The organism is Rahnella bruchi, from assembly GCF_003614975.1.
Lineage (GTDB): Bacteria > Pseudomonadota > Gammaproteobacteria > Enterobacterales > Enterobacteriaceae > Rahnella > Rahnella bruchi.
Genome location: NZ_QZWI01000007.1, coordinates 89,265 through 106,744, shown reverse-complemented (window position 1 = coordinate 106,744; position 17,480 = coordinate 89,265). Strand labels below are relative to the sequence as shown.

Annotated in this window: 16 protein-coding genes, 1 tRNA gene and 1 pseudogene; 12 read left to right on the top strand and 6 right to left on the bottom strand. The window is 50.3% G+C overall.

Features of this window, described 5'->3' with window-relative positions; all coding sequences use genetic code 11:
• Positions 1-54: 54 nt before the first annotated feature.
• The 8 genes from D5398_RS13890 to D5398_RS13855 all read left to right on the top strand — a co-directional run bounded on the left by D5398_RS13890 (position 55) and on the right by D5398_RS13855 (position 7,533).
• Complete coding sequence (locus D5398_RS13890; protein WP_120508167.1) at positions 55-1,395, top strand: KamA family radical SAM protein; 1,341 nt, start codon at positions 55-57, stop codon at positions 1,393-1,395.
• Positions 1,396-1,412: 17 nt separating this feature from the next.
• Complete coding sequence (locus D5398_RS13885; protein WP_120508166.1) at positions 1,413-2,222, top strand: N-acyl homoserine lactonase family protein; 810 nt, start codon at positions 1,413-1,415, stop codon at positions 2,220-2,222.
• The gene (locus D5398_RS13880) at positions 2,212-4,062 is read left to right on the top strand and encodes an FAD/NAD(P)-binding protein (RefSeq protein ID WP_120508165.1); all 1,851 of its coding nucleotides are present in this window, start codon (positions 2,212-2,214) and stop codon (positions 4,060-4,062) included. The genes D5398_RS13885 and D5398_RS13880 overlap by 11 nt, the downstream gene beginning before the upstream one ends.
• Entirely contained in the window at positions 4,059-4,562 is a 504-nt protein-coding gene (locus D5398_RS13875) for a cupin domain-containing protein (RefSeq protein WP_120508164.1), read from the top strand. Before D5398_RS13880 ends, D5398_RS13875 begins: the two co-directional genes overlap by 4 nt.
• A 26-nt stretch (positions 4,563-4,588) precedes the next feature.
• Entirely contained in the window at positions 4,589-5,857 is a 1,269-nt protein-coding gene (locus tag D5398_RS13870; protein ID WP_120508163.1) for an MFS transporter, read from the top strand.
• Positions 5,854-6,468 (top strand): maleylacetoacetate isomerase, encoded by a 615-nt coding sequence (maiA, locus tag D5398_RS13865; protein ID WP_120508162.1) that lies wholly within the window; start codon positions 5,854-5,856, stop codon positions 6,466-6,468. Before D5398_RS13870 ends, maiA begins: the two co-directional genes overlap by 4 nt.
• A gap of 87 nt (positions 6,469-6,555) precedes the next feature.
• Positions 6,556-7,266 (top strand): carboxymuconolactone decarboxylase family protein, encoded by a 711-nt coding sequence (locus tag D5398_RS13860; RefSeq protein ID WP_208645952.1) that lies wholly within the window; start codon positions 6,556-6,558, stop codon positions 7,264-7,266.
• Positions 7,267-7,275: 9 nt separating this feature from the next.
• Positions 7,276-7,533 carry a YfhL family 4Fe-4S dicluster ferredoxin gene (locus D5398_RS13855; protein ID WP_120508161.1) on the top strand — a complete coding sequence of 86 codons (258 nt, stop codon included), beginning with the start codon at positions 7,276-7,278 and terminating at the stop codon, positions 7,531-7,533.
• A gap of 187 nt (positions 7,534-7,720) precedes the next feature.
• Here the strand turns inward: D5398_RS13855 and D5398_RS13850 are convergent.
• From D5398_RS13850 to D5398_RS13835, 4 genes and pseudogenes are all read right to left on the bottom strand, one after another.
• Positions 7,721-7,973 (bottom strand): annotated as a pseudogene (locus D5398_RS13850) (Arm DNA-binding domain-containing protein); the annotation flags it as partial.
• A 161-nt stretch (positions 7,974-8,134) separates the two neighbouring features.
• Positions 8,135-8,210, bottom strand: a tRNA-Asn gene (locus tag D5398_RS13845).
• A 144-nt stretch (positions 8,211-8,354) separates the two neighbouring features.
• Positions 8,355-9,131 (bottom strand): DgsA anti-repressor MtfA, encoded by a 777-nt coding sequence (gene mtfA / locus D5398_RS13840; RefSeq protein ID WP_120508160.1) that lies wholly within the window; start codon positions 9,129-9,131, stop codon positions 8,355-8,357.
• Between the two features lie 240 nt (positions 9,132-9,371).
• Positions 9,372-10,817: an EAL domain-containing protein gene (locus tag D5398_RS13835; RefSeq protein WP_244216764.1), complete on the bottom strand. Its 1,446-nt coding sequence runs from the start codon at positions 10,815-10,817 to the stop codon at positions 9,372-9,374.
• A gap of 369 nt (positions 10,818-11,186) precedes the next feature.
• On the opposite strand from D5398_RS13835, the gene aqpZ reads away from it, so the two are divergent.
• Together aqpZ and D5398_RS13825 are read left to right on the top strand one after the other, a co-directional pair.
• Positions 11,187-11,882: an aquaporin Z gene (gene aqpZ, locus D5398_RS13830; protein ID WP_120508159.1), complete on the top strand. Its 696-nt coding sequence runs from the start codon at positions 11,187-11,189 to the stop codon at positions 11,880-11,882.
• Between the two features lie 103 nt (positions 11,883-11,985).
• Positions 11,986-12,999 (top strand): alpha/beta fold hydrolase, encoded by a 1,014-nt coding sequence (locus D5398_RS13825; protein ID WP_120508158.1) that lies wholly within the window; start codon positions 11,986-11,988, stop codon positions 12,997-12,999.
• A gap of 97 nt (positions 13,000-13,096) precedes the next feature.
• Here D5398_RS13825 and D5398_RS13820 read toward each other — a convergent pair whose 3' ends face one another.
• Positions 13,097-13,603 carry a phenolic acid decarboxylase gene (locus D5398_RS13820; protein WP_120508157.1) on the bottom strand — a complete coding sequence of 169 codons (507 nt, stop codon included), beginning with the start codon at positions 13,601-13,603 and terminating at the stop codon, positions 13,097-13,099.
• Positions 13,604-13,750: 147 nt separating this feature from the next.
• Between D5398_RS13820 and D5398_RS13815 the strand changes: the two genes are divergently transcribed.
• On the top strand, positions 13,751-14,647 hold the full coding sequence (locus tag D5398_RS13815) for a LysR family transcriptional regulator (protein ID WP_120508156.1): 897 nt from the start codon (positions 13,751-13,753) through the stop codon (positions 14,645-14,647).
• Positions 14,648-14,699: 52 nt separating this feature from the next.
• On the opposite strand, the gene D5398_RS13810 is transcribed toward D5398_RS13815, so the two are convergent.
• Positions 14,700-16,331: a phosphoethanolamine transferase gene (locus tag D5398_RS13810; RefSeq protein WP_120508155.1), complete on the bottom strand. Its 1,632-nt coding sequence runs from the start codon at positions 16,329-16,331 to the stop codon at positions 14,700-14,702.
• 354 nt (positions 16,332-16,685) lie between these two features.
• Here D5398_RS13810 and lpxA point away from each other — a divergent pair, with 354 nt between their 5' ends.
• Positions 16,686-17,477: an acyl-ACP--UDP-N-acetylglucosamine O-acyltransferase gene (lpxA, locus tag D5398_RS13805; protein ID WP_120508154.1), complete on the top strand. Its 792-nt coding sequence runs from the start codon at positions 16,686-16,688 to the stop codon at positions 17,475-17,477.
• Positions 17,478-17,480: the final 3 nt, after the last annotated feature.

Genomic DNA, 17,480 nt, shown 5'->3' with positions numbered 1-17,480 from the left:
CCATTCGAGGGCCATTAATCATGTTTTTAAATTGAAGGCAAGGTGAGTAATAAAATGACAGCCGTAACGAAGTTTATCCCTTATACCCAACGTACTATCAGTAAAGCCCCTCAATGGGAAAAGTTCACTCCCGAAATGAAACATACCGTTGAGGTGCTGAGTCAGGTATTACCTTTTCGTGTCAATCAATATATTCTCGATGAACTTATTGACTGGGATAATATCCCCGATGACCCTATTTTTCGTCTGACCTTCCCGCATCGTGAAATGCTGAGGGAAAATGAATTTTCTCAGCTCAGTGATGCCCTTCGTCAGAATAAAGACGAAGCGACTTTGCAGACGATCATTAATAAGATCCGCCATCGCATGAATCCGCACCCGGCGGGCCAGCTTACACATAATGTTCCTATGCTCAATGGTGAGGCAGTGCAGGGGCTTCAGCACAAATACAAAGAGACCGTGCTATTTTTCCCTTCTGCGGGTCAAACGTGCCATGCTTATTGCACCTTTTGTTTCCGCTGGCCGCAGTTTGTGGGCATGGATGAACTTAAATTTGAGGCGCGGACTTCCGCACTGCTGGTTGAATATCTCAAGCGTCATCCTGAAGTTTCCGATGTATTAATCACCGGCGGCGATCCGATGATTATGAATGCGCGCGCTCTGGGTGAGTATATTCGTCCTCTGCTTATTCCTGAGCTTAGCCATATCAAGAATATTCGTATCGGTACAAAGTCGGTGGCTTACTGGCCGCAGCGCTATGTTACCGATAAAGACGCTGACGATGTATTACGCTTGTTTGAAGAGGTTGTGGCTGCGGGGAAAAATCTTGCGTTGATGGCGCACTATAATCACCCTCAGGAGATCCAGCCTGAAATAGCCCAGACTGCGCTGAAGCGTATTATTGCCACCGGTGCTACGGTGAGAATGCAATCTCCACTTATCCGCCATATTAATGAAGATCCAAAAGGGTGGGCGACCCTGTGGACAACCGGTGTACGTCTCGGCGCTATCCCTTATTACATGTTTGTCGAGCGGGATACCGGCCCCAACGAATATTTCGGGCTTCCTCTCTTTAAAGCCTGGGAAATATTCCAGCAAGCTTATCAGTCGGTATCCGGTTTGGCGAGGACGGTGCGCGGCCCTTCAATGAGTGCCTTCCCCGGTAAAGTCATGATTGATGGGATAACAGAAATCCGTGGCGAGAAAGTCTTTGCACTGCAATTTCTTCAGGCGCGTAATCCGGACTGGGTACGTCGGCCCTTCTTTGCCAAATATGACCCGCAGGCCTCGTGGCTGGACCATCTGCGACCTGCCTTTGGTGAGTCACATTTCTTTTTCGAAAATAAAGACAAAACCACGCCTTTCGAAGAAATGGCCAGAATCGTCACTGTATAAACTGCCCGGAATTAAAAATGATACCTGAATATGAAGTCTATGCGCTGCGCTACGCAGAGCATAAAAACCGGTCGCGTAATGAAAACTTTATTTCGCACGATGAACACGATAACAGTGATATGCCGCTGGATTTTTATTGCTGGTTAATTCGCCATGAAAATACCTTACTGATGGTGGATACCGGATTTAATCGCGAGCTGGCCGTGAAACGTAATCGACATTATTACGGTTCGCCAGAATCGCTGTTGCAAAAGCTGGATGTTGACGCAAACCGCATTGAAAAAGTTATTGTCACGCATATGCATTATGACCATATCGGCAATCTGAAGGCCTTTCCCAATGCCACGCTGTATATGCAGGAAAAAGAGCTGCATTACTGCACCGGCAGACACATGCTGCACCGCTATGTGAGAGCGCCTTATGATCCCGAGAATATTGCCAATGCGGTTTATCGTCTGCATGAAGGTAAAGTGCGCTATGTCGGCAGGCATGAGGAAATTTTACCGGGTATTAATACGCAGCTTGTGGGGGGGCACACCGCAGGGTTGCAAATTGTCACGGTAAATACAGCGCGTGGCAAAATTGTCCTGGCCAGCGATTCTGCGCATTACTGGCACCATGTCGATGCCTCAACACCGTTTCCAATCGTGATGGATATTCCCGACATGCTGGCGGCGCATAATACCATGAAGCAGCTTGTATCCGACCTTACCTGCATTATTCCCGGTCATGATCCGCAGGTGCGAACGTTATTCCCGCGCTTTAAGGGCGAAGAAAATATTGTACAACTCCACCTTCCGCCAGAAGGAGAGATCCGTGCGCGTTAATCATCTCGCTATTATTGGTTTTGGTCCTCGTGGCCTGAATGTCCTTGACCGTATTATTGAAAATGTCATTAACGATGATATTCAGGATCCTATTCACCTGCATATTATTAATCCGGGAAATCCGGGACAGGGGAGCCATTCGGCAGAACAACCTGAGCATTTATTGGTGAATACGGTCTCCTCGCAAATCACCTTGTTTGCAGGTAACAGCCAGGCATTGAAAGCCGGAGGCGAATCGTTTATTCAGTGGGCAAAAACGGCGGGTTACCGGCGTGATAACGATACCTTTACGCAAAATGGCGTCGGGGCAGAGCTGACGGATATGGAGTATTTGCCCCGATCGCTGCTGGGTGAATATCTCGCGGATTACTATCAGCGTTTGCTTAAGCTTTTACCGGAAAATATCACGATTACCGAATATCGTCAGTTTGCCGTGAACCTGACCAAAGACGAACGTTTTACAGTCACTCTGCAAGACGGAAAAAGTATTGCCTGTGATTTTGTTTTCCTGACCACCGGGCACGGATACCGTAAACCCACGCACAGCGATAGCCATTTTTCAGCATTTTGCGAGCGTCATCGTGATCGCAATCCGCTGCTGGCTTATCACGCTTCTCCCTATCCGGTTAAGCGGCTTGATACGCTTTCGGCAAAATGCCGGGTGCTTATTCAGGGATTCGGCCTGACGGCGCATGACGCGATTTCGGCGCTGACCCTCGGGCGCGGGGGACGCTATATCAAATCCGGTGACGGGCTTGAATATATCGCCTCGGGAAGGGAGCCGGAAATAGTGCTGTCCTCACGCCAGTGTCTGCCCTTTGCGGGTAGGGGTATTAATCAGAAGGGGTTAACCGGTCGTCATACCGGGCAATTTCTGACGCCTGCGATTGTAGAGGCGATCGCTGCCAGCAATATTGCCGAACGGAATTCAAAACAGATCGATTTCCAATCGCAGATATTGCCGCTCTTAATTAAAGAAATGGCTTATGCCTGGCAGTGCGCGCTGACGCAGACGCGGCTGGATCCGGACACATTTAGCGCCGACGAACATGTTGTTGCGCAGATTGAGCAGGTGCTCTGGCCGCTGCGCAACAGGACCTTTGATGACTACCCGTCCTGGTGCGAATTCTTCCTTAAGATGGTTAATCATGACCTGCAACAGGCTAAATCAGGCAATATGAACAGCCCGTTAAAGGCGGCGACCGATGTATTGCGCGATGTGCGGGAAGCCTTGCGCCGGGCGGTTGAATGGAACGGGCTGACACCAGAATCACACCGTTACTTTATCGAATCCTTTAATCCGATTATTAATCGCATCTCTTTCGGTCCTCCGCTGCGCAGAAACCAGGAGCTACTCGCCTTGTTTGCGGCCGGTGTCGTCACACTGGGTGGCGGTCCGGCGACCGGGATTGTTTGCGATGAAAGCCAGTCCCGCTTCGTCCTGCGCGGCCAGTTTACCCGGCAAAATTACCAGAGCCAGGTAGACGCCATTATTATCGCCAGACTCGACGCATATTCCCCTCTGACGGATGGCAGCGAGCTTACTCGTAATCTGCTCAGGAACGGACTCATGACGCCTTATATGAATGGCGATTATCATCCGGGGGGTATGGCGGTAGATAGCGAGCTGCATCCGATTAATGCCAGCGGAGTGGCCGACGAAAATCTTTGGGCGATCGGTTTCCCCGTCGAAGGTCCACATTACTATACCCACGCCTTGCCTCGCCCACATTTGCCCTCGCGACAGTTTGAGGATGCGAATATCAGCGTGAAGAGTTGCCTGCGCCGCCTCGTCCGTCAGGAATATCCGCTCACGACACCGGTGGAGGCATCAGCATGACTGAACAGTACGTCTTACAGCCGGGAAACTTGCGTTCATTCAGTCGCTATCTGGTGGATAACCAGCGGCCTCGCGAAGAGAGCGTCATCTGGAAGCAGTCATCTATTTTACAGGCTCTGCAAACTGAAAAATTCACCGCCCGTGGTGCACTGTTTCTTGAAAATCCCCATCGCGAGAAGCAGGGAGAAACCTTGCATGATCTGTCTGTCACCGTTCAGGTTATTCCTGCCGGCGACCGCACTACGCCACACTCTCACTCTTTCTGGCATCTGTACGTGGTGATATCCGGAAAGGGGGAACTGGTGCTGGATAATAAATCCCCGACGCCGTTGACCAACGGTGACGTTATATATGTGCCGGCATGGAGTGAGCATCAGTTTATTAATCAGGAGGATGAAAATCTGGTTTTGTATGTGATCCAGAATTTGCCGGGTATGGCAAAGCAGGGAACATTATTACGAAACGATGGAGATAAAACCTACTCGCCTCATTCGAAATAAATTACTTAATTATTAAAGGTATCATCATGGCTGAAATATCTTCGTCTCCGTCGCTGAGCGCATCAAAAGTAATGACGCACATCTTCTTGCCGTTTGCTTTCGGGCATTGCACGTCATTTCTGTTCAGGAATATTAATGCGGTATTAGCACCCTTTCTGATTTCGGCAATGTCGCTGTCGGCCGGGCAGCTCGGCATTTTATCCAGTGCGTATTTCTTCTCATTTTCTCTGGCGCAGTTGCCGGTCGGGCTGGCGCTTGATCGTTATGGTCCGAAACGTGTGCAGCTTACTCTGCTTGGCGTGGCGGTGGCAGGGGCGGTGCTGTTTGGTATCGGGCACAGCTTCACCACCTTATTGCTGGCGAGAATACTCATCGGGCTGGGGTTGGCGGCATGTTTTATGGGCTCAATTAAAGTGCTGTCATTTTGGGTGCCGGTACGCAAATTACCCTCGATTCATGGGTATCTCCTGGCGGCAGGCGGACTGGGCGCGATGTTGTCAACCTTGCCGGTTGCCTGGCTGGTAGGATTTATCTCCTGGCGGACGCTGTTTTTTGTCATGGCAGGCATCACGCTGATGGTGATGTTGGCCATCGCCTTGTGGGTACCGAAAGATCCTGTTGAACACAAAATGGTGAAGTGGCCGAGCCTCGCCTCATTGCTTGAGGTATATAAAGACCGGGCGTTTCGCAAAGTGATCAGCCTGTTGCTGCTCCCGCACACTGTCGCTTTTGGTTTGCAGGGACTGTGGATGGGGAAATGGTTGCAGGATGTCGGGCAGTACAGCATCGCGGAAACCTCCGTTTATCTTTTCATTGGCATGGGCGCGGTCGTGGTGGGGTCGTTGTCCGTGGGAGCGGTAACGCAATGGGCCGGAAAATTTAACATTAAACCGCTGGACGTGGGGGGGATCGGTATTGCGCTGTTTTTGGCCGTGCAGGTGCTCTGTGCATTAAATATCGTGCCTTTGCTTCCCGCATTGTCGATAGGTTTCACACTCATCGGCACCATCGCTGGTCTTGAATACACCATCGTCGCGCAAAATGTGTCACCGGCAATGACCGGCCGCGCGGCAACCTGTCTCAATCTGCTTATCTTGTTCGGTGCCTTTCTCACGCAAACGTTGTTCGGGGTGATCATTGGATTCTGGCCAATGGATGCCGCAGGTCATTATCCGCAAATAGCCTATCAGGCCGCGTTTGGTTTTATGATCCTCCTGCAGGCACCAGGCTTCTTCAAATGGCTCGTGGGTGTGATGAAGCGTGGTTCACTGAAGACGGCGGATGACAGCTTATGATCAGGCTCTATGGTTGCCGCACGTCGTCTGCGACGAACAGGGTACGCATTGCATTACGTTTAAAAGACATTAGCTATCAATATGTTGAGGTCGATTTACAACAGGGGGAGCATCTTACCTCCTCTTACCGCGAACTCAATGCACAAAGAAAGCTGCCGTTGTTAATGCATAACGGTCAGATATTGACGCAGTCACTGGCCATTATCGAATACCTGAACGATATCCATGCCGGGCACGACATACTGCCTCGCGATCCGCTGGAGCGGGCCACCTGCCGGAGTTTTGCCTCTCTGTTCGCGGCTGATTATCACCCGCTGATCACCCGTCGTGTGGCAGACAGACTGCGTGCGTCTGGCATGGCCGATACCGATATCAGTCAGTGGAAGCTGCATTGGCTGGACGAATCCCTGCAAGTGGCAGAAGAAACCTTGTCGCAGAGAGCCGTACACCACCCGTTTTGCTGTGGTGCTTCTCCTGTGATGGCGGATATATGTCTTTTTGCTCAGTGTGAGTCGGCGCGTAAACAGGGGATAGAACTGAGCCATCACAAGTTGCTCTTCGGTATTTATGCGTTGTGTTATGAGCTTGATGCTTTCCACGAGGTTCCCTAAAGAACATTGGACGCCGCCGGGTGGCGGGTTCAGAAAAATGGGCTTCAGAGTTGAGGCCAATATCTACAATAAACAGAGAAGTCAGAAATGAATACGTTTAAAAAAACAGCAGTGGCGATGGCATTTTTACTGGCAAACGGTGCAGCGCATGCTGCACAGGCAAAGAAAATCAGCGACCCGCTGAAATGGCCCGCACAGTGTGATGAAGTCAAGTTTTCTGACAGCGACCTGAGCCTGGACAGATTGCCAGATATGGATCCGCAGAAGGCCAGTCCGGAGCAGCTTGCAGCGATTAAAAAAATCAGTGCCGGACCGCGCGGTTGTATTTTCGGGCCGTTTTCGGTGTTACTGAGAAGCCCGGAATTACTGACGCGTGTTCAGATGCTGGGTGAGCACGTGCGTTTCACTTCCGAATTGCCTAAACGCATCCGTGAGTTCGCCATTCTGATTGCCGGACGCGAAATGCAATCGCCCTACGAGTGGTATATTCATGAGCCAATTGCCTTACGCTCAGGGGTGACCCGTGAAACCGCCGATGCCCTGGCGGCACAGCGCAGACCTCCGCATATGACCCACGATGAAGCCATTACCTATCAGTTTGTCACCGAACTTCATAAAACTCATATGGTGCAGGATGCCACCTATGACGCATTCAAAGCGCGTTTTGGAGAGTCAGGCGTGGTTGAGCTGACCGCGCTGGACAGTTATTTCGGGCTACTTGCCCAGGAACTTAACGTCGCGCGCACGGCAGCACCGGAAAATGTACAGCTTCCTTTCAACCCACACTGGAAATCATAAGGTTGCGCGATGTCACTTACTATTACTGAAGAGTGTATCTACTGTGATATTTGCCGTCCGGCGTGTCCTAACAGCGCGATTTCCGCAGGTGATGAATTTTATGTGATTAACCCGAACCTTTGCACGGAATGTGTGGGTCATTATGATGAACCACAATGTCAGCAAGTGTGTCCGGTGGAATGTATTCCGCTGTTACCCGAACTTGCCGAAAGCAAAGAAAAACTTTGGGAGAAATATACGCTAATCACCGGGTCAGTTGTTTCCTGATACAGAAGTCCTGACAAAAAATACGCCGGGGCGCAATGCCGGTCAGTTAAGCCTGACTGACTTTTTTATCCAATATCTGTGCTTTCCCGGTAAGAGAAATTGCCGTAAAGGAGGGAGATAATATCACGAAGCCCGCTAAAATTTACTTAGCGGGTTTTTCTAAATTTGGCTCTCTGACTGGGATCGGGTCAGTCGCCCGATGGTATGCGGGGTTGATATTCTGCGCCAGAAATTTACGGATACCATCACGCTGTCGACGAGCATCAGCCAAAGATACGTCGGGGTAGGCGCCTAAGCCAAGGAGAGATTCTTTACCGTTTTAGATACCAAAGACGCGAACCGCCGGGATTTACTAAGGGGTACAGGCCGTGTGAATCGGAAACTTTGAAGGGTTTTGCAGATGATTTTAAGTTGCGGATTTTTGAGTCGTTAAGAGACATTTGCGGGTCACTCCGTCATCGAACCAACTTGACCCCAAATCTGACCACCAAATTCTCCCGATGCGGAGGGAAAACTGAAAATGCATCGGGAAGACTTTTCACGCCAACTCATTGAATCGGAATCACATAAGGATTCGCAAAGCGGCATGAAAACAAGAATTTGGCTCCTCTGACTGGACTCGAACCAGTGACATACGGATTAACAGTCCGCCGTTCTACCGACTGAACTACAGAGGAATCGTGTGAACGGGGCGCATGATATCCAGAGGGCTGTGGAGTGTCAACGGCAAATTCTTTAAATGCGTCTGACTGGTCAGCAACTAATCAACACAGCCACAAACAATCGCTTTTCTGCCAGAGAAATGGGTTTAATCTCGTTTTCTAACAATCACAACGGTGTCCACGAAGTTGCCTTGCCAGCGGGTCCTGCTGATAAAAACGGGTAAAATGGCCGTATACCAGCGGAAAACGTTCTGAAAGCAGTTCTGGTGCACTAAAGAAATATTCAGACAGTACGGCAAAACACTCCGCCGGATCGGTTGCTGCGTAAGCATCCATACTGGCTGCTTCTTCGCCAACAGTATCAATTTCATCCTGCAAATTCTGCATCGCCGCCTGTAAATCATGCTCCCAGGCCACCACTTCACGCAGCGGAATCGGCGGAATACCGCTCACTTCGCCGCCGTTACGCATATCAAGTTTATGCGCGGCTTCGTGGATGATCAGGTTAAAACCGGAGTTATCAAACGAGTCTTCGATATCCTGCCAGTTCAGCACGATCGGCCCCTGATCCCAGCTCTGACCGGCGTGAATTTGCGAACCGGCATGAACCAGTCCGTTTTCATCCTGCCACGGCGCATCGACAACGAAAGGCGAAGGGTAGAGCAAAATTTCATGAAAACCATCGAGCCACGATGCACCGAGTTCCATCACCGGCAGCGCAAAAAGCAAAGCAATGCGTGCCTGCATTTGTTCAGTGAGCACGATACCCTGCAACGGAACCAGTCGTTTCTGCTGCAAAAGCTGGCTGGCTATCTGAACCAGACGCTGTTGCTCTTGCTCGTTCAGGGAGGATAACAGCGGGATATTCAGGGCGTCATTCCACGCTTCTGATTTCTCAATTTTCAGTTCATTCGCTTTCCACGGCCACTTAATCATCATCTTGCTCGCAAAGTGATCATTCAATTTATCAGCAGGGTTTTGCCTCAGACTACACCAATACAAGTAACTTCAACAAGTTAGCCGCGTATAGGGATAATTCTGAGTGGATGTTACACATCATGAGATTTTAAGCAAAACGCACACACGTCTAATCAGACGTAGCTCACGTTATTATTCTAGTCACTGAGCGCGTAATGCGCCCGCAACGTTGAGAAGCACGGCGGGCGCAGGGAAGGGTTAGTGCCGGATCCACTTTTCGATAAATTCTGATGGAGCAACAGGCTTTCCGAAAAAGTAGCCTTGCAGGTATTCGAGACGGTAGGGGGCGAGATAATCGACCTGTTTCTGTGTTTCGATACCTTCTGCCACGATGACCATTTGCAGGCGTTTGGCCAGATCAATAACGTTATCGACGATATGCCCGGCCAGCGCATCTGTGCCGATGCGGCCAATGAAACTCTGGTCGATTTTCAAAATGTCGATGTGGAATTTTTGCAGGTAAGCCAGGCTGGAGTGGCCGGTACCAAAGTCATCCATGGCAATCAGCACCCCCATCCGGCGCAGCGCTTTGAACAGGCTGTGGGTGATTTCTGAGGGCTCGATGAGCTCGCGTTCCGTCAGCTCCAGCACCAGATGGATCGGGTTTTCCCTGAAGGCGTCAATAAAGGCTTTGCAGTCTTCGATCAGTGTCAGGTCTTTGAAGTGGCTGGCACAAATATTGAACCCGAAATGGAAGTTTGCTGGCAATTCAGCGGCCAGCGGTCCGAACTGATCGCGCACCTGCGCCATCATCTGCCGCGTCATCGGCACAATCAGCCCGCTTTCTTCTGCCAGGGGAATAAACTGATAAGGAGGGATCAGCCCCAGTTGCGGGTGCTGCCAGCGCATCAGGACTTCGGCCCCGGTGATTTCATGATTCGTGCCATCCACCACCGGCTGCAAATAAGGAATGAATTGTTTTTTCTCCATTGCGTTTTTCAATGCAGAAACAGGGCCGCCTAAACGACCAAGCAGCGCATATGTCATGAAAGCAATGAAGATGCTGATCAGCGGGAACAAGATCAGACTGACGGTGGCGTAATCGAAAATATAACGCCAGTGATCGCTTTTGCGGATAACGAGCCGCATTTCATAAGGGTAAAATGAGGATTTCAGCGACATCTTTTCGCCATCTGGCCAGGTTTCAGAAGTATGAATTTTGCCCTGGCTGTCCATCCAGCGGTCGCCCACCTGTAGAATCAGATACGCATGAGTACTGAGCAATTGCAGAATATTATGCAGAAAATAACCATCGACCCCGACCAGTACGCCGCTGCCGTTGACGTCATGGCGATAGGCAATCAGTGGATGATCGGGTGTCACCACATTACCACTCATCAGCATCAGTTTTCCGCCGGTGTAATTGCTGGTCGAGATGGTGTCGTCCCGCTCACCGAATAAAGAGGCGCAATAAACAGTATGCTGCCGGTATAAATTGACGGTTCTCACGTTGGGCACTTTGGCGACTTGCCAGCGTAATGCCTGAATGGTCGCCTGATCACAAGGCGAGCCGATCAGATTTTCCACGGCGCCTGAGGCGATTGCGGCATTATCCAGCGTCATGTCCACCAGCCTTACGGATTGTTGCAGGCTGGCGCTGACGTCACGCCGTAATCCCTGCGTAGTTTGCCACGAAATAGCCACTATTCCGACCGCCGCGACCATCAGAAACGCAAGCAGTGAGAGGCAAATCCGGATATAAGGTCGGTTTAACCAGTTTGAGACCAAAGAAATATCCACCTGTGAGAGTCAGAGAAAGAAGTTTCATATTGTTAATATAACCTATAATACTGTTAACCCATGTTACAGCTGAATAAGAAGGTTAACTTCACGCCATTGATAAGCCAGTCTTTTGAAACAAATCATTAATGGGTCATTGTTGAACCCTATTCTGATTTTTTCAATTTTGTATTTATCTAATTTTGTAAGCGTATTATCCCGGTTTAGCGTATTGTACGGTAACTTATTACGCTATTAAGCGAAATTTTTGGTTTATAAATGCAGGGGTTTTGTATGTTTAGGAAATTATCGGCTGAGTTTATCGGTACTTTCGTTTTAGTCTTGGGTGGTTGTGGTAGCGCAGTTTTAGCAGCAGGCTTTCCCGAACTGGGCATTGGTTTTGCCGGTGTTGCATTAGCGTTTGGTCTGACTGTATTAACGATGGCGTTTGCTGTCGGCCATATTTCCGGCGGCCATTTTAATCCGGCAGTAACGCTGGGATTATTTGCCGGCGGACGTATTCCGGCCAGTGATGTCGTGCCTTATATTATTTCTCAGGTACTGGGTGGGATTGCTGCTGCGGCGGTGTTGTATGTCATTGCCAGCGGTCATGCTGGTTTTGATGCGACCGCGAGTGGTTTTGCATCCAACGGTTATGGTGAACATTCACCGGGTGGCTACAGCCTTGCAGCTGCGATGGTGTGTGAAGGTGTGCTGACGGCTATCTTCCTGATTGTTATCCATGGGGCGACGGACAAACGTGCACCGGCAGGTTTAGCGCCGATTGCCATTGGTCTGGCACTGACCCTTATCCACCTCATCAGTATTCCGGTGACTAACACGTCTGTTAACCCGGCGCGCAGCACTGCGGTAGCATTGTTCCAGGGAACCTGGGCTATCCATCAGCTGTGGATGTTCTGGCTGATGCCGATTGTGGGTGCCATCGTGGGCGGTCTGATTTACCGCTGTGTCCTGGAATCTAAAGACTAATTCAGTTCGTGCGGTTTCAGTTTTATCGGGTTTTCCTGGCGGCATAAAGTTTGTAGCATAAGACTTTATGCCGCCTGTCAGTTACCGACACCAGGACTATCCGATGCTTCCCCGTCTTAAAATACTTCTTTCTGCCGCTGTTTTCTCATTATCCATATCAGGTGCAGCGCTTGCCGCTGATGCGCCGAGCTACGGGCCGCAATTACAGGGCTTTGACTATCCTTTCCCGCTGAAACATTTCTCCTTTAATTCCCAGGGTGCGCAACTGCAAATGGGCTATCTCGATGTATCGCCGGTGGGTCGAAAAAATGGACAGACCGTGGTGCTGATGCATGGGAAAAACTTCTGTGCGGCGACGTGGGGCGACACCATTAAAGCGCTGGCGGGCAAAGGCTACAGAGTGATTGCGCCCGATCAGGTCGGATTTTGCTCATCGACCAAACCGCAACATTATCAGTACAGTTTTCAGCAACTGGCGATCAATACTCATGAATTGTTGAAAAGCCTGAAAATAACTAAAGCCGTGATTGTCGGGCATTCAACCGGCGGCATGCTGGCGACGCGTTACAGCCTGATGTTTGCTCCGGAAGTCTCAAAGCTGGTGATGGTAAATCCTATTGGTCTGGAAGACTGGAAAGCTAAAGGCGTGCCGTACCGCACGGTCGATCAGTGGTATACGCGTGAGCTGAATACTTCCGCCGACAGCATTAAGCAGTATGAACTGAAAACCTATTACGTGAATAAGTGGAAGCCGGAATATGACCGCTGGGTGGATATGCTGGCTGGGCTGAACAACGGGCCGGGGCATAAACTGGTAGCCTGGAACTCTGCGCTGATTTACGACATGATTTTCACGCAGCCGGTCTATTACGAATTCAAGAATCTGCGTGTGCCGACCACGCTGATGATCGGCACCGCCGACACCACTGCGATTGGCAGCGACATCGCGCCGCCAGCGGTAAAAGCCAAAATTGGTCACTACAATGTGCTGGGTAAACAGGTCGCGAAACTGATCCCCCATGCGAAGCTGATTGTATTCAAAGGTCTCGGCCATGCCCCGCAGATGGAAGAACCGGAGAAATTTAATGCGTCATTGCTGAAGACACTGTCGCGCTGATCCTTTAATTATTTATCTTCAAGCCATGAAAAACCGCAGCCTGACCGGGCTGCGTTTTTTTTCATCGGGATAAATCACTCTGCGGGATTTGCTGAAGTTAACGCAGATTGTCAGGGAAGTTCGCAGGCAGTTCGCTCGCAGCGCAGTCGATCACCGTATCGTTATCCGCACCACAATCACGCACGAATGTGATGGTTGCGAATTCGTCGATGATTTCTGTCGGATATGCCGGACCGGCATCGCGGTAAGCATTCATCAGCGGAATATGATCGTTCTGGAAGCAAACGGTTTTTTCCGGATTGTTGATAACCCACCGCGGGAAGAAAATAGTGCCGTGGAACACGTTATCGCCCAGATTAACAATCAGACTGACGTCAGTCCCGGTCGGTTCAGTCCAGGAAATTTTATAAACGTCTGACGCCACACGAACGATATAAGCCCGCTGATCTTTCACCCAACGGTTGCCCACAATGCCGCTGTGAATACGGTAATCCAGAGTCTGCGCGTTTTTGACGTAGATTTCATAATTCCAGCCGTTGTCATAGGTATAAACCACATGTTTGCCAACGAAACCGCTCAGGTCATGTTTATCAAAGTTGCTCATGGTAATGCTCCTTAACTCAGTGTTGGAATGAAACGTTTTGTTTCGATGAGAAGAAGTTTACTCGCTAAAAATTTGATTAAAAAATGCTAAATTTAGATTAAAACCATCTATTATTCCGATATGAATGCAGGTGAAAGGACAGGGTAAATGGCGCTACCAAGAACCACACTTGAGCAATGGGTGGTGTTACAAACGGTGATAGAGCAAGGCAGTTACGCGCAGGCCGCGACGGTGCTCAACCGCAGTCAGTCTTCTGTCAGCTATGCGCTGAGCGGACTACAGGAACGCATCGGTTTACCGTTGCTGGAGATCAATGGCAGGAAGGCCACGCTGACTGAACAGGGGCGCGCCTTACTGGCACAAGCAACGCCGCTGATTTCAGCGTTTTTACAGCTTGAACATCGGGCTGCCGGGCTGAAAGGGGGAGTGCGCACCGAACTGAGTCTGGTGGTCGACAGCGTGTTTCCCAAAAACAGGCTGTTCCGCGCACTGAAACACTTCCAGATGCAGTTTCCGGACACCCGCGTGCATCTGACCGAGATTTTACGCGGCGAAAGCCTGGAACAACTCAGCGAACAATCGGCTGATTTATATATCACTACGCTGGCACCGGAAAACGCCATTCTCGGACGCTTTCTGCTGGATGTGGATTTTGTGCCGGTGGCGAAAAGTGATCATCCGCTGCTGTCTTTGCCTGCTCCGCTGACTGCGCAGGATCTGGCACGTTTCCCGCTGATAAGCGTTGCTGACCGCCATGCGCCGCCGGAAGATAAGCATCCGGCTGGCACGGTGGCGCACTGGACATTCACAACCGTCGGAGCGGCACTGGAAGCGATCACGGTGGGCGTCGGTTACGGCTGGTTGCCGCTGGAAAGTGTGGATAAAGCGCTGGAAAACGGCCTGCTCAGCCGCCTGATATTGTCGGCAAGAACGATCCGGCAAACGTCGTTGTACATGATGCTCGATAATGAAACGCAGCGGTATGATCAGACAGTCAGCGCGCTGGCGAAAAGTATTCTGGAGGAGTGCGGTTTGCTGCCGTGAAATCCGGCAGCAAACCGTTTAAGAACCTCTGATGAGTTCAGTTCAGAGCAATTCAGTGAGACGCTTTACAGGCAGCAAGAATATCGAGCTGAGGATCATGCTCCGACGTCTGAACATTCATCGCGCTGAGCACAGTGTGGAACAGATTATCCTGTGAGACATCTTTGTCTGCCGCATTGGCTTTCAGGCATTGCATGTCGATGCCCTGCGCTTTTGCATAACCTTCGGACAGCCAGAACAACATCGGAACATGCGTCTGCTGAGCAGGCGCGACGCTGTAAGGTGTGCCGTGCAGATACAACCCGTTTTCGCCCAGTGATTCACCGTGGTCGGAAAGGTAAATCACCGCCACGTTATATTTATCCTGATACTGTTTCGCCTTTTCAATCACCTGCGACACCAGATAATCCGTGTAGAGCAGGGTATTGTCGTAGGTATTGACCAGCTGTTCCTGCGTGCAGTTTTCAATGTCGCTTCGCGGACAGTCAGGCGTGAACTTGCGAAATTGCGGCGGATAACGTTTGTAATACGTTGGCCCGTGGCTGCCAATCAGATGAAGGGCGATCAGGGTATTTTTGCCGTCGTTTTTAATATCACTATCAATATTTTGCATCAGCGCCATGTCGTAGCAGGTGTCGCCATCACAATATTTGCCGTCTTTTTGAGTATCGATGATCACGTTAGGCACGCGGTCACAGACACCTTTACAGCCTTCATCGTTATCTTTCCAGAAAACGGACACACCGGCTTTATGCAAAATATCCAGCAAACCTTCACTGTTACGGGCGCGGTTAGCGTCGTAGCTGGTGCGTTTCATATTCGAGAACATGCACGGCACGGAAATTGCCGTTGCGGTACCGCATGACGTCATTTTGCTGAAATTCACCACATCCGCAATGGCCTGTGTATATGGGTTGGTTGGTTTGTCATAACCATTCCACGACTGGTTTTGCGCCCGCGCGGTTTCACCCACGACCAGGAAGACCAGATTCGGTTTCTGACCGGGTTGTTGCACCAGTTTTGCATCGTCACCTATCGTCTGGAAAGGCATCTTCGGTGTGAAATAGCGGTGATTCATGTACTGGAATGCGCTGTACAGATAATTGGTCGGGACGATTTCCAGATTGAGTGTGCGGTTATTACGCCCGACTGACGCGTAATCTTTATAGAAAACTCCGGCGACCGACGCCACCACCAGCAGTGAGATCACCATCGACACCAGACGCACGCCGAGGCGACGCAGGCGGGTTTTCTCATAACTGACCGGTGTCAGGAATAACAGCACCGCAGGCAGGATGCCGGTAAAGACAAACCACAGCACCACTTTGAGATTGAGGTACGACGTCGCTTCAGACGATTGGGTCTCAATAATGTTTTCGATCATGCCGCGGTCGAAAACGACCTGAAAGGTCATCATCGCAAAACTGGCGAGGGCGCTGACCGGCAACACAATGATAAAGAAAGGCTTAAGCAACGGGCGGAAGCTGAACGGGGTGAAGACAAAGTTCAGCGCAGCAAACAGCACTACCGGGATCGTCAGGGCAAAGGCCAGATTATAAGCAGGTAACGCATGGAGAATGCGATAAAAGTGCAGCAAAATCGGCAGGTTGACGACAAAGGTAAAATACAACGTTAAGAGCAAGGTGAGCTTAAAATAGCTGATTTTTGGCAATAAATAGCGCAATGACAACTCCCAAAAGGGTAAGAAAAGCAAACGTAATGCGTAGCAAACATAACGTGTCTAGTTGGATGGTTAGCATAGTATTGGTTCAAGCTTAAGAAAGCCTTAATGGAATGTCATAAATGTTTAACGTGGGGGATTTTTAGAAAAGGTTCAGAAAATAAATAAAAAATAGTTGGCCTGTTTTCACCTCCTGAAGCCTTATCCTGTACGGTATAGTGAAATGTCGTTTAAATATAAACAGTTTCGTTTAAGCCTTTCTGAGTGCGTTTCCTTCCGCTCATTCTGACCTTTCCTGATTACTCCTGACACGTTTAATTCACCACTGGCGGCTTACCGGCTGACAGAAGGACGTTTGTGTTTATTTCATCTTCGGCCACCATTGCGGCCAGCAGTATCATCGAATCAGATGTCATTATCGGCCCGCGGGTAGTGATTGGGCCTTTTTGTATTATTTCCGCCGGTGTGAAAATCGGGGAAGGGACAATAATTTCTTCGCATGTGGTCATCAACGGGAACACGCAAATCGGGTCAGATAACCAGATTGGGATGGGTTCATCGATTGGCGAAATCAGTCAGGATCTGAAATATGCCGGAGAACCTGCCGGGCTGGAAATAGGCAACGGCAACAGGATCGGGTGTCATGCCACATTGCATCGGGGAACCGCACAGGGCGGAGGGATGACCCGAATTGGCGACGACAATCACCTGGGACGCGGTGTGCATATCGGACATGACTGTCAGGTAGGGAATGGCATTTTTATGGGCGAGAACAGCGGACTGGCCGGGCATGTAGAGCTTGGGAATGAAACGTACATTGATGCGATGTGTGCGGTCCATCAGTTTTGCATTATTGGCACGGGAGCCCGTCTGCTGGCCGGATCCTGCGTTGTGCAGGATGTCCCTCCTTATGTTCTGGCGGGGGGCAACCGTGCGTCGCCGCAGGGGATTAATGAACTGGCCAGCAGATTCATGCAGGCAGAACACGCTGAGCGGGAGGTGATCCGCTATCTGTATGACCTGCTGTATCACCAGCAGGCGGCGATCGAAAAAGTAAGGCTGGAGATCGGGCGTCTGAGCGTTGAATATCCGCTCCTGTGCCATTTCAATGAATTCTTCCTCCGTTCAGCGCGCGGGATTGTGCGCTAGCTA

What these genes read in the sequence shown, in the direction of transcription:
- D5398_RS13890 (WP_120508167.1), top strand. Translation starts at nt 55, where the DNA reads ATGACAGCCGTAACGAAGTTTATCCCTTATACCCAACGTACTATCAGT.
- D5398_RS13885 (WP_120508166.1), top strand. Translation starts at nt 1,413, where the DNA reads ATGATACCTGAATATGAAGTCTATGCGCTGCGCTACGCAGAGCATAAA.
- D5398_RS13875 (WP_120508164.1), top strand. Translation starts at nt 4,059, where the DNA reads ATGACTGAACAGTACGTCTTACAGCCGGGAAACTTGCGTTCATTCAGT.
- D5398_RS13870 (WP_120508163.1), top strand. Translation starts at nt 4,589, where the DNA reads ATGGCTGAAATATCTTCGTCTCCGTCGCTGAGCGCATCAAAAGTAATG.
- maiA (WP_120508162.1), top strand. Translation starts at nt 5,854, where the DNA reads ATGATCAGGCTCTATGGTTGCCGCACGTCGTCTGCGACGAACAGGGTA.
- D5398_RS13860 (WP_208645952.1), top strand. Translation starts at nt 6,556, where the DNA reads ATGAATACGTTTAAAAAAACAGCAGTGGCGATGGCATTTTTACTGGCA.
- D5398_RS13855 (WP_120508161.1), top strand. Translation starts at nt 7,276, where the DNA reads ATGTCACTTACTATTACTGAAGAGTGTATCTACTGTGATATTTGCCGT.
- mtfA (WP_120508160.1), bottom strand. Translation starts at nt 9,131, where the DNA reads ATGATTAAGTGGCCGTGGAAAGCGAATGAACTGAAAATTGAGAAATCA.
- aqpZ (WP_120508159.1), top strand. Translation starts at nt 11,187, where the DNA reads ATGTTTAGGAAATTATCGGCTGAGTTTATCGGTACTTTCGTTTTAGTC.
- D5398_RS13825 (WP_120508158.1), top strand. Translation starts at nt 11,986, where the DNA reads ATGCTTCCCCGTCTTAAAATACTTCTTTCTGCCGCTGTTTTCTCATTA.
- D5398_RS13820 (WP_120508157.1), bottom strand. Translation starts at nt 13,603, where the DNA reads ATGAGCAACTTTGATAAACATGACCTGAGCGGTTTCGTTGGCAAACAT.
- D5398_RS13815 (WP_120508156.1), top strand. Translation starts at nt 13,751, where the DNA reads ATGGCGCTACCAAGAACCACACTTGAGCAATGGGTGGTGTTACAAACG.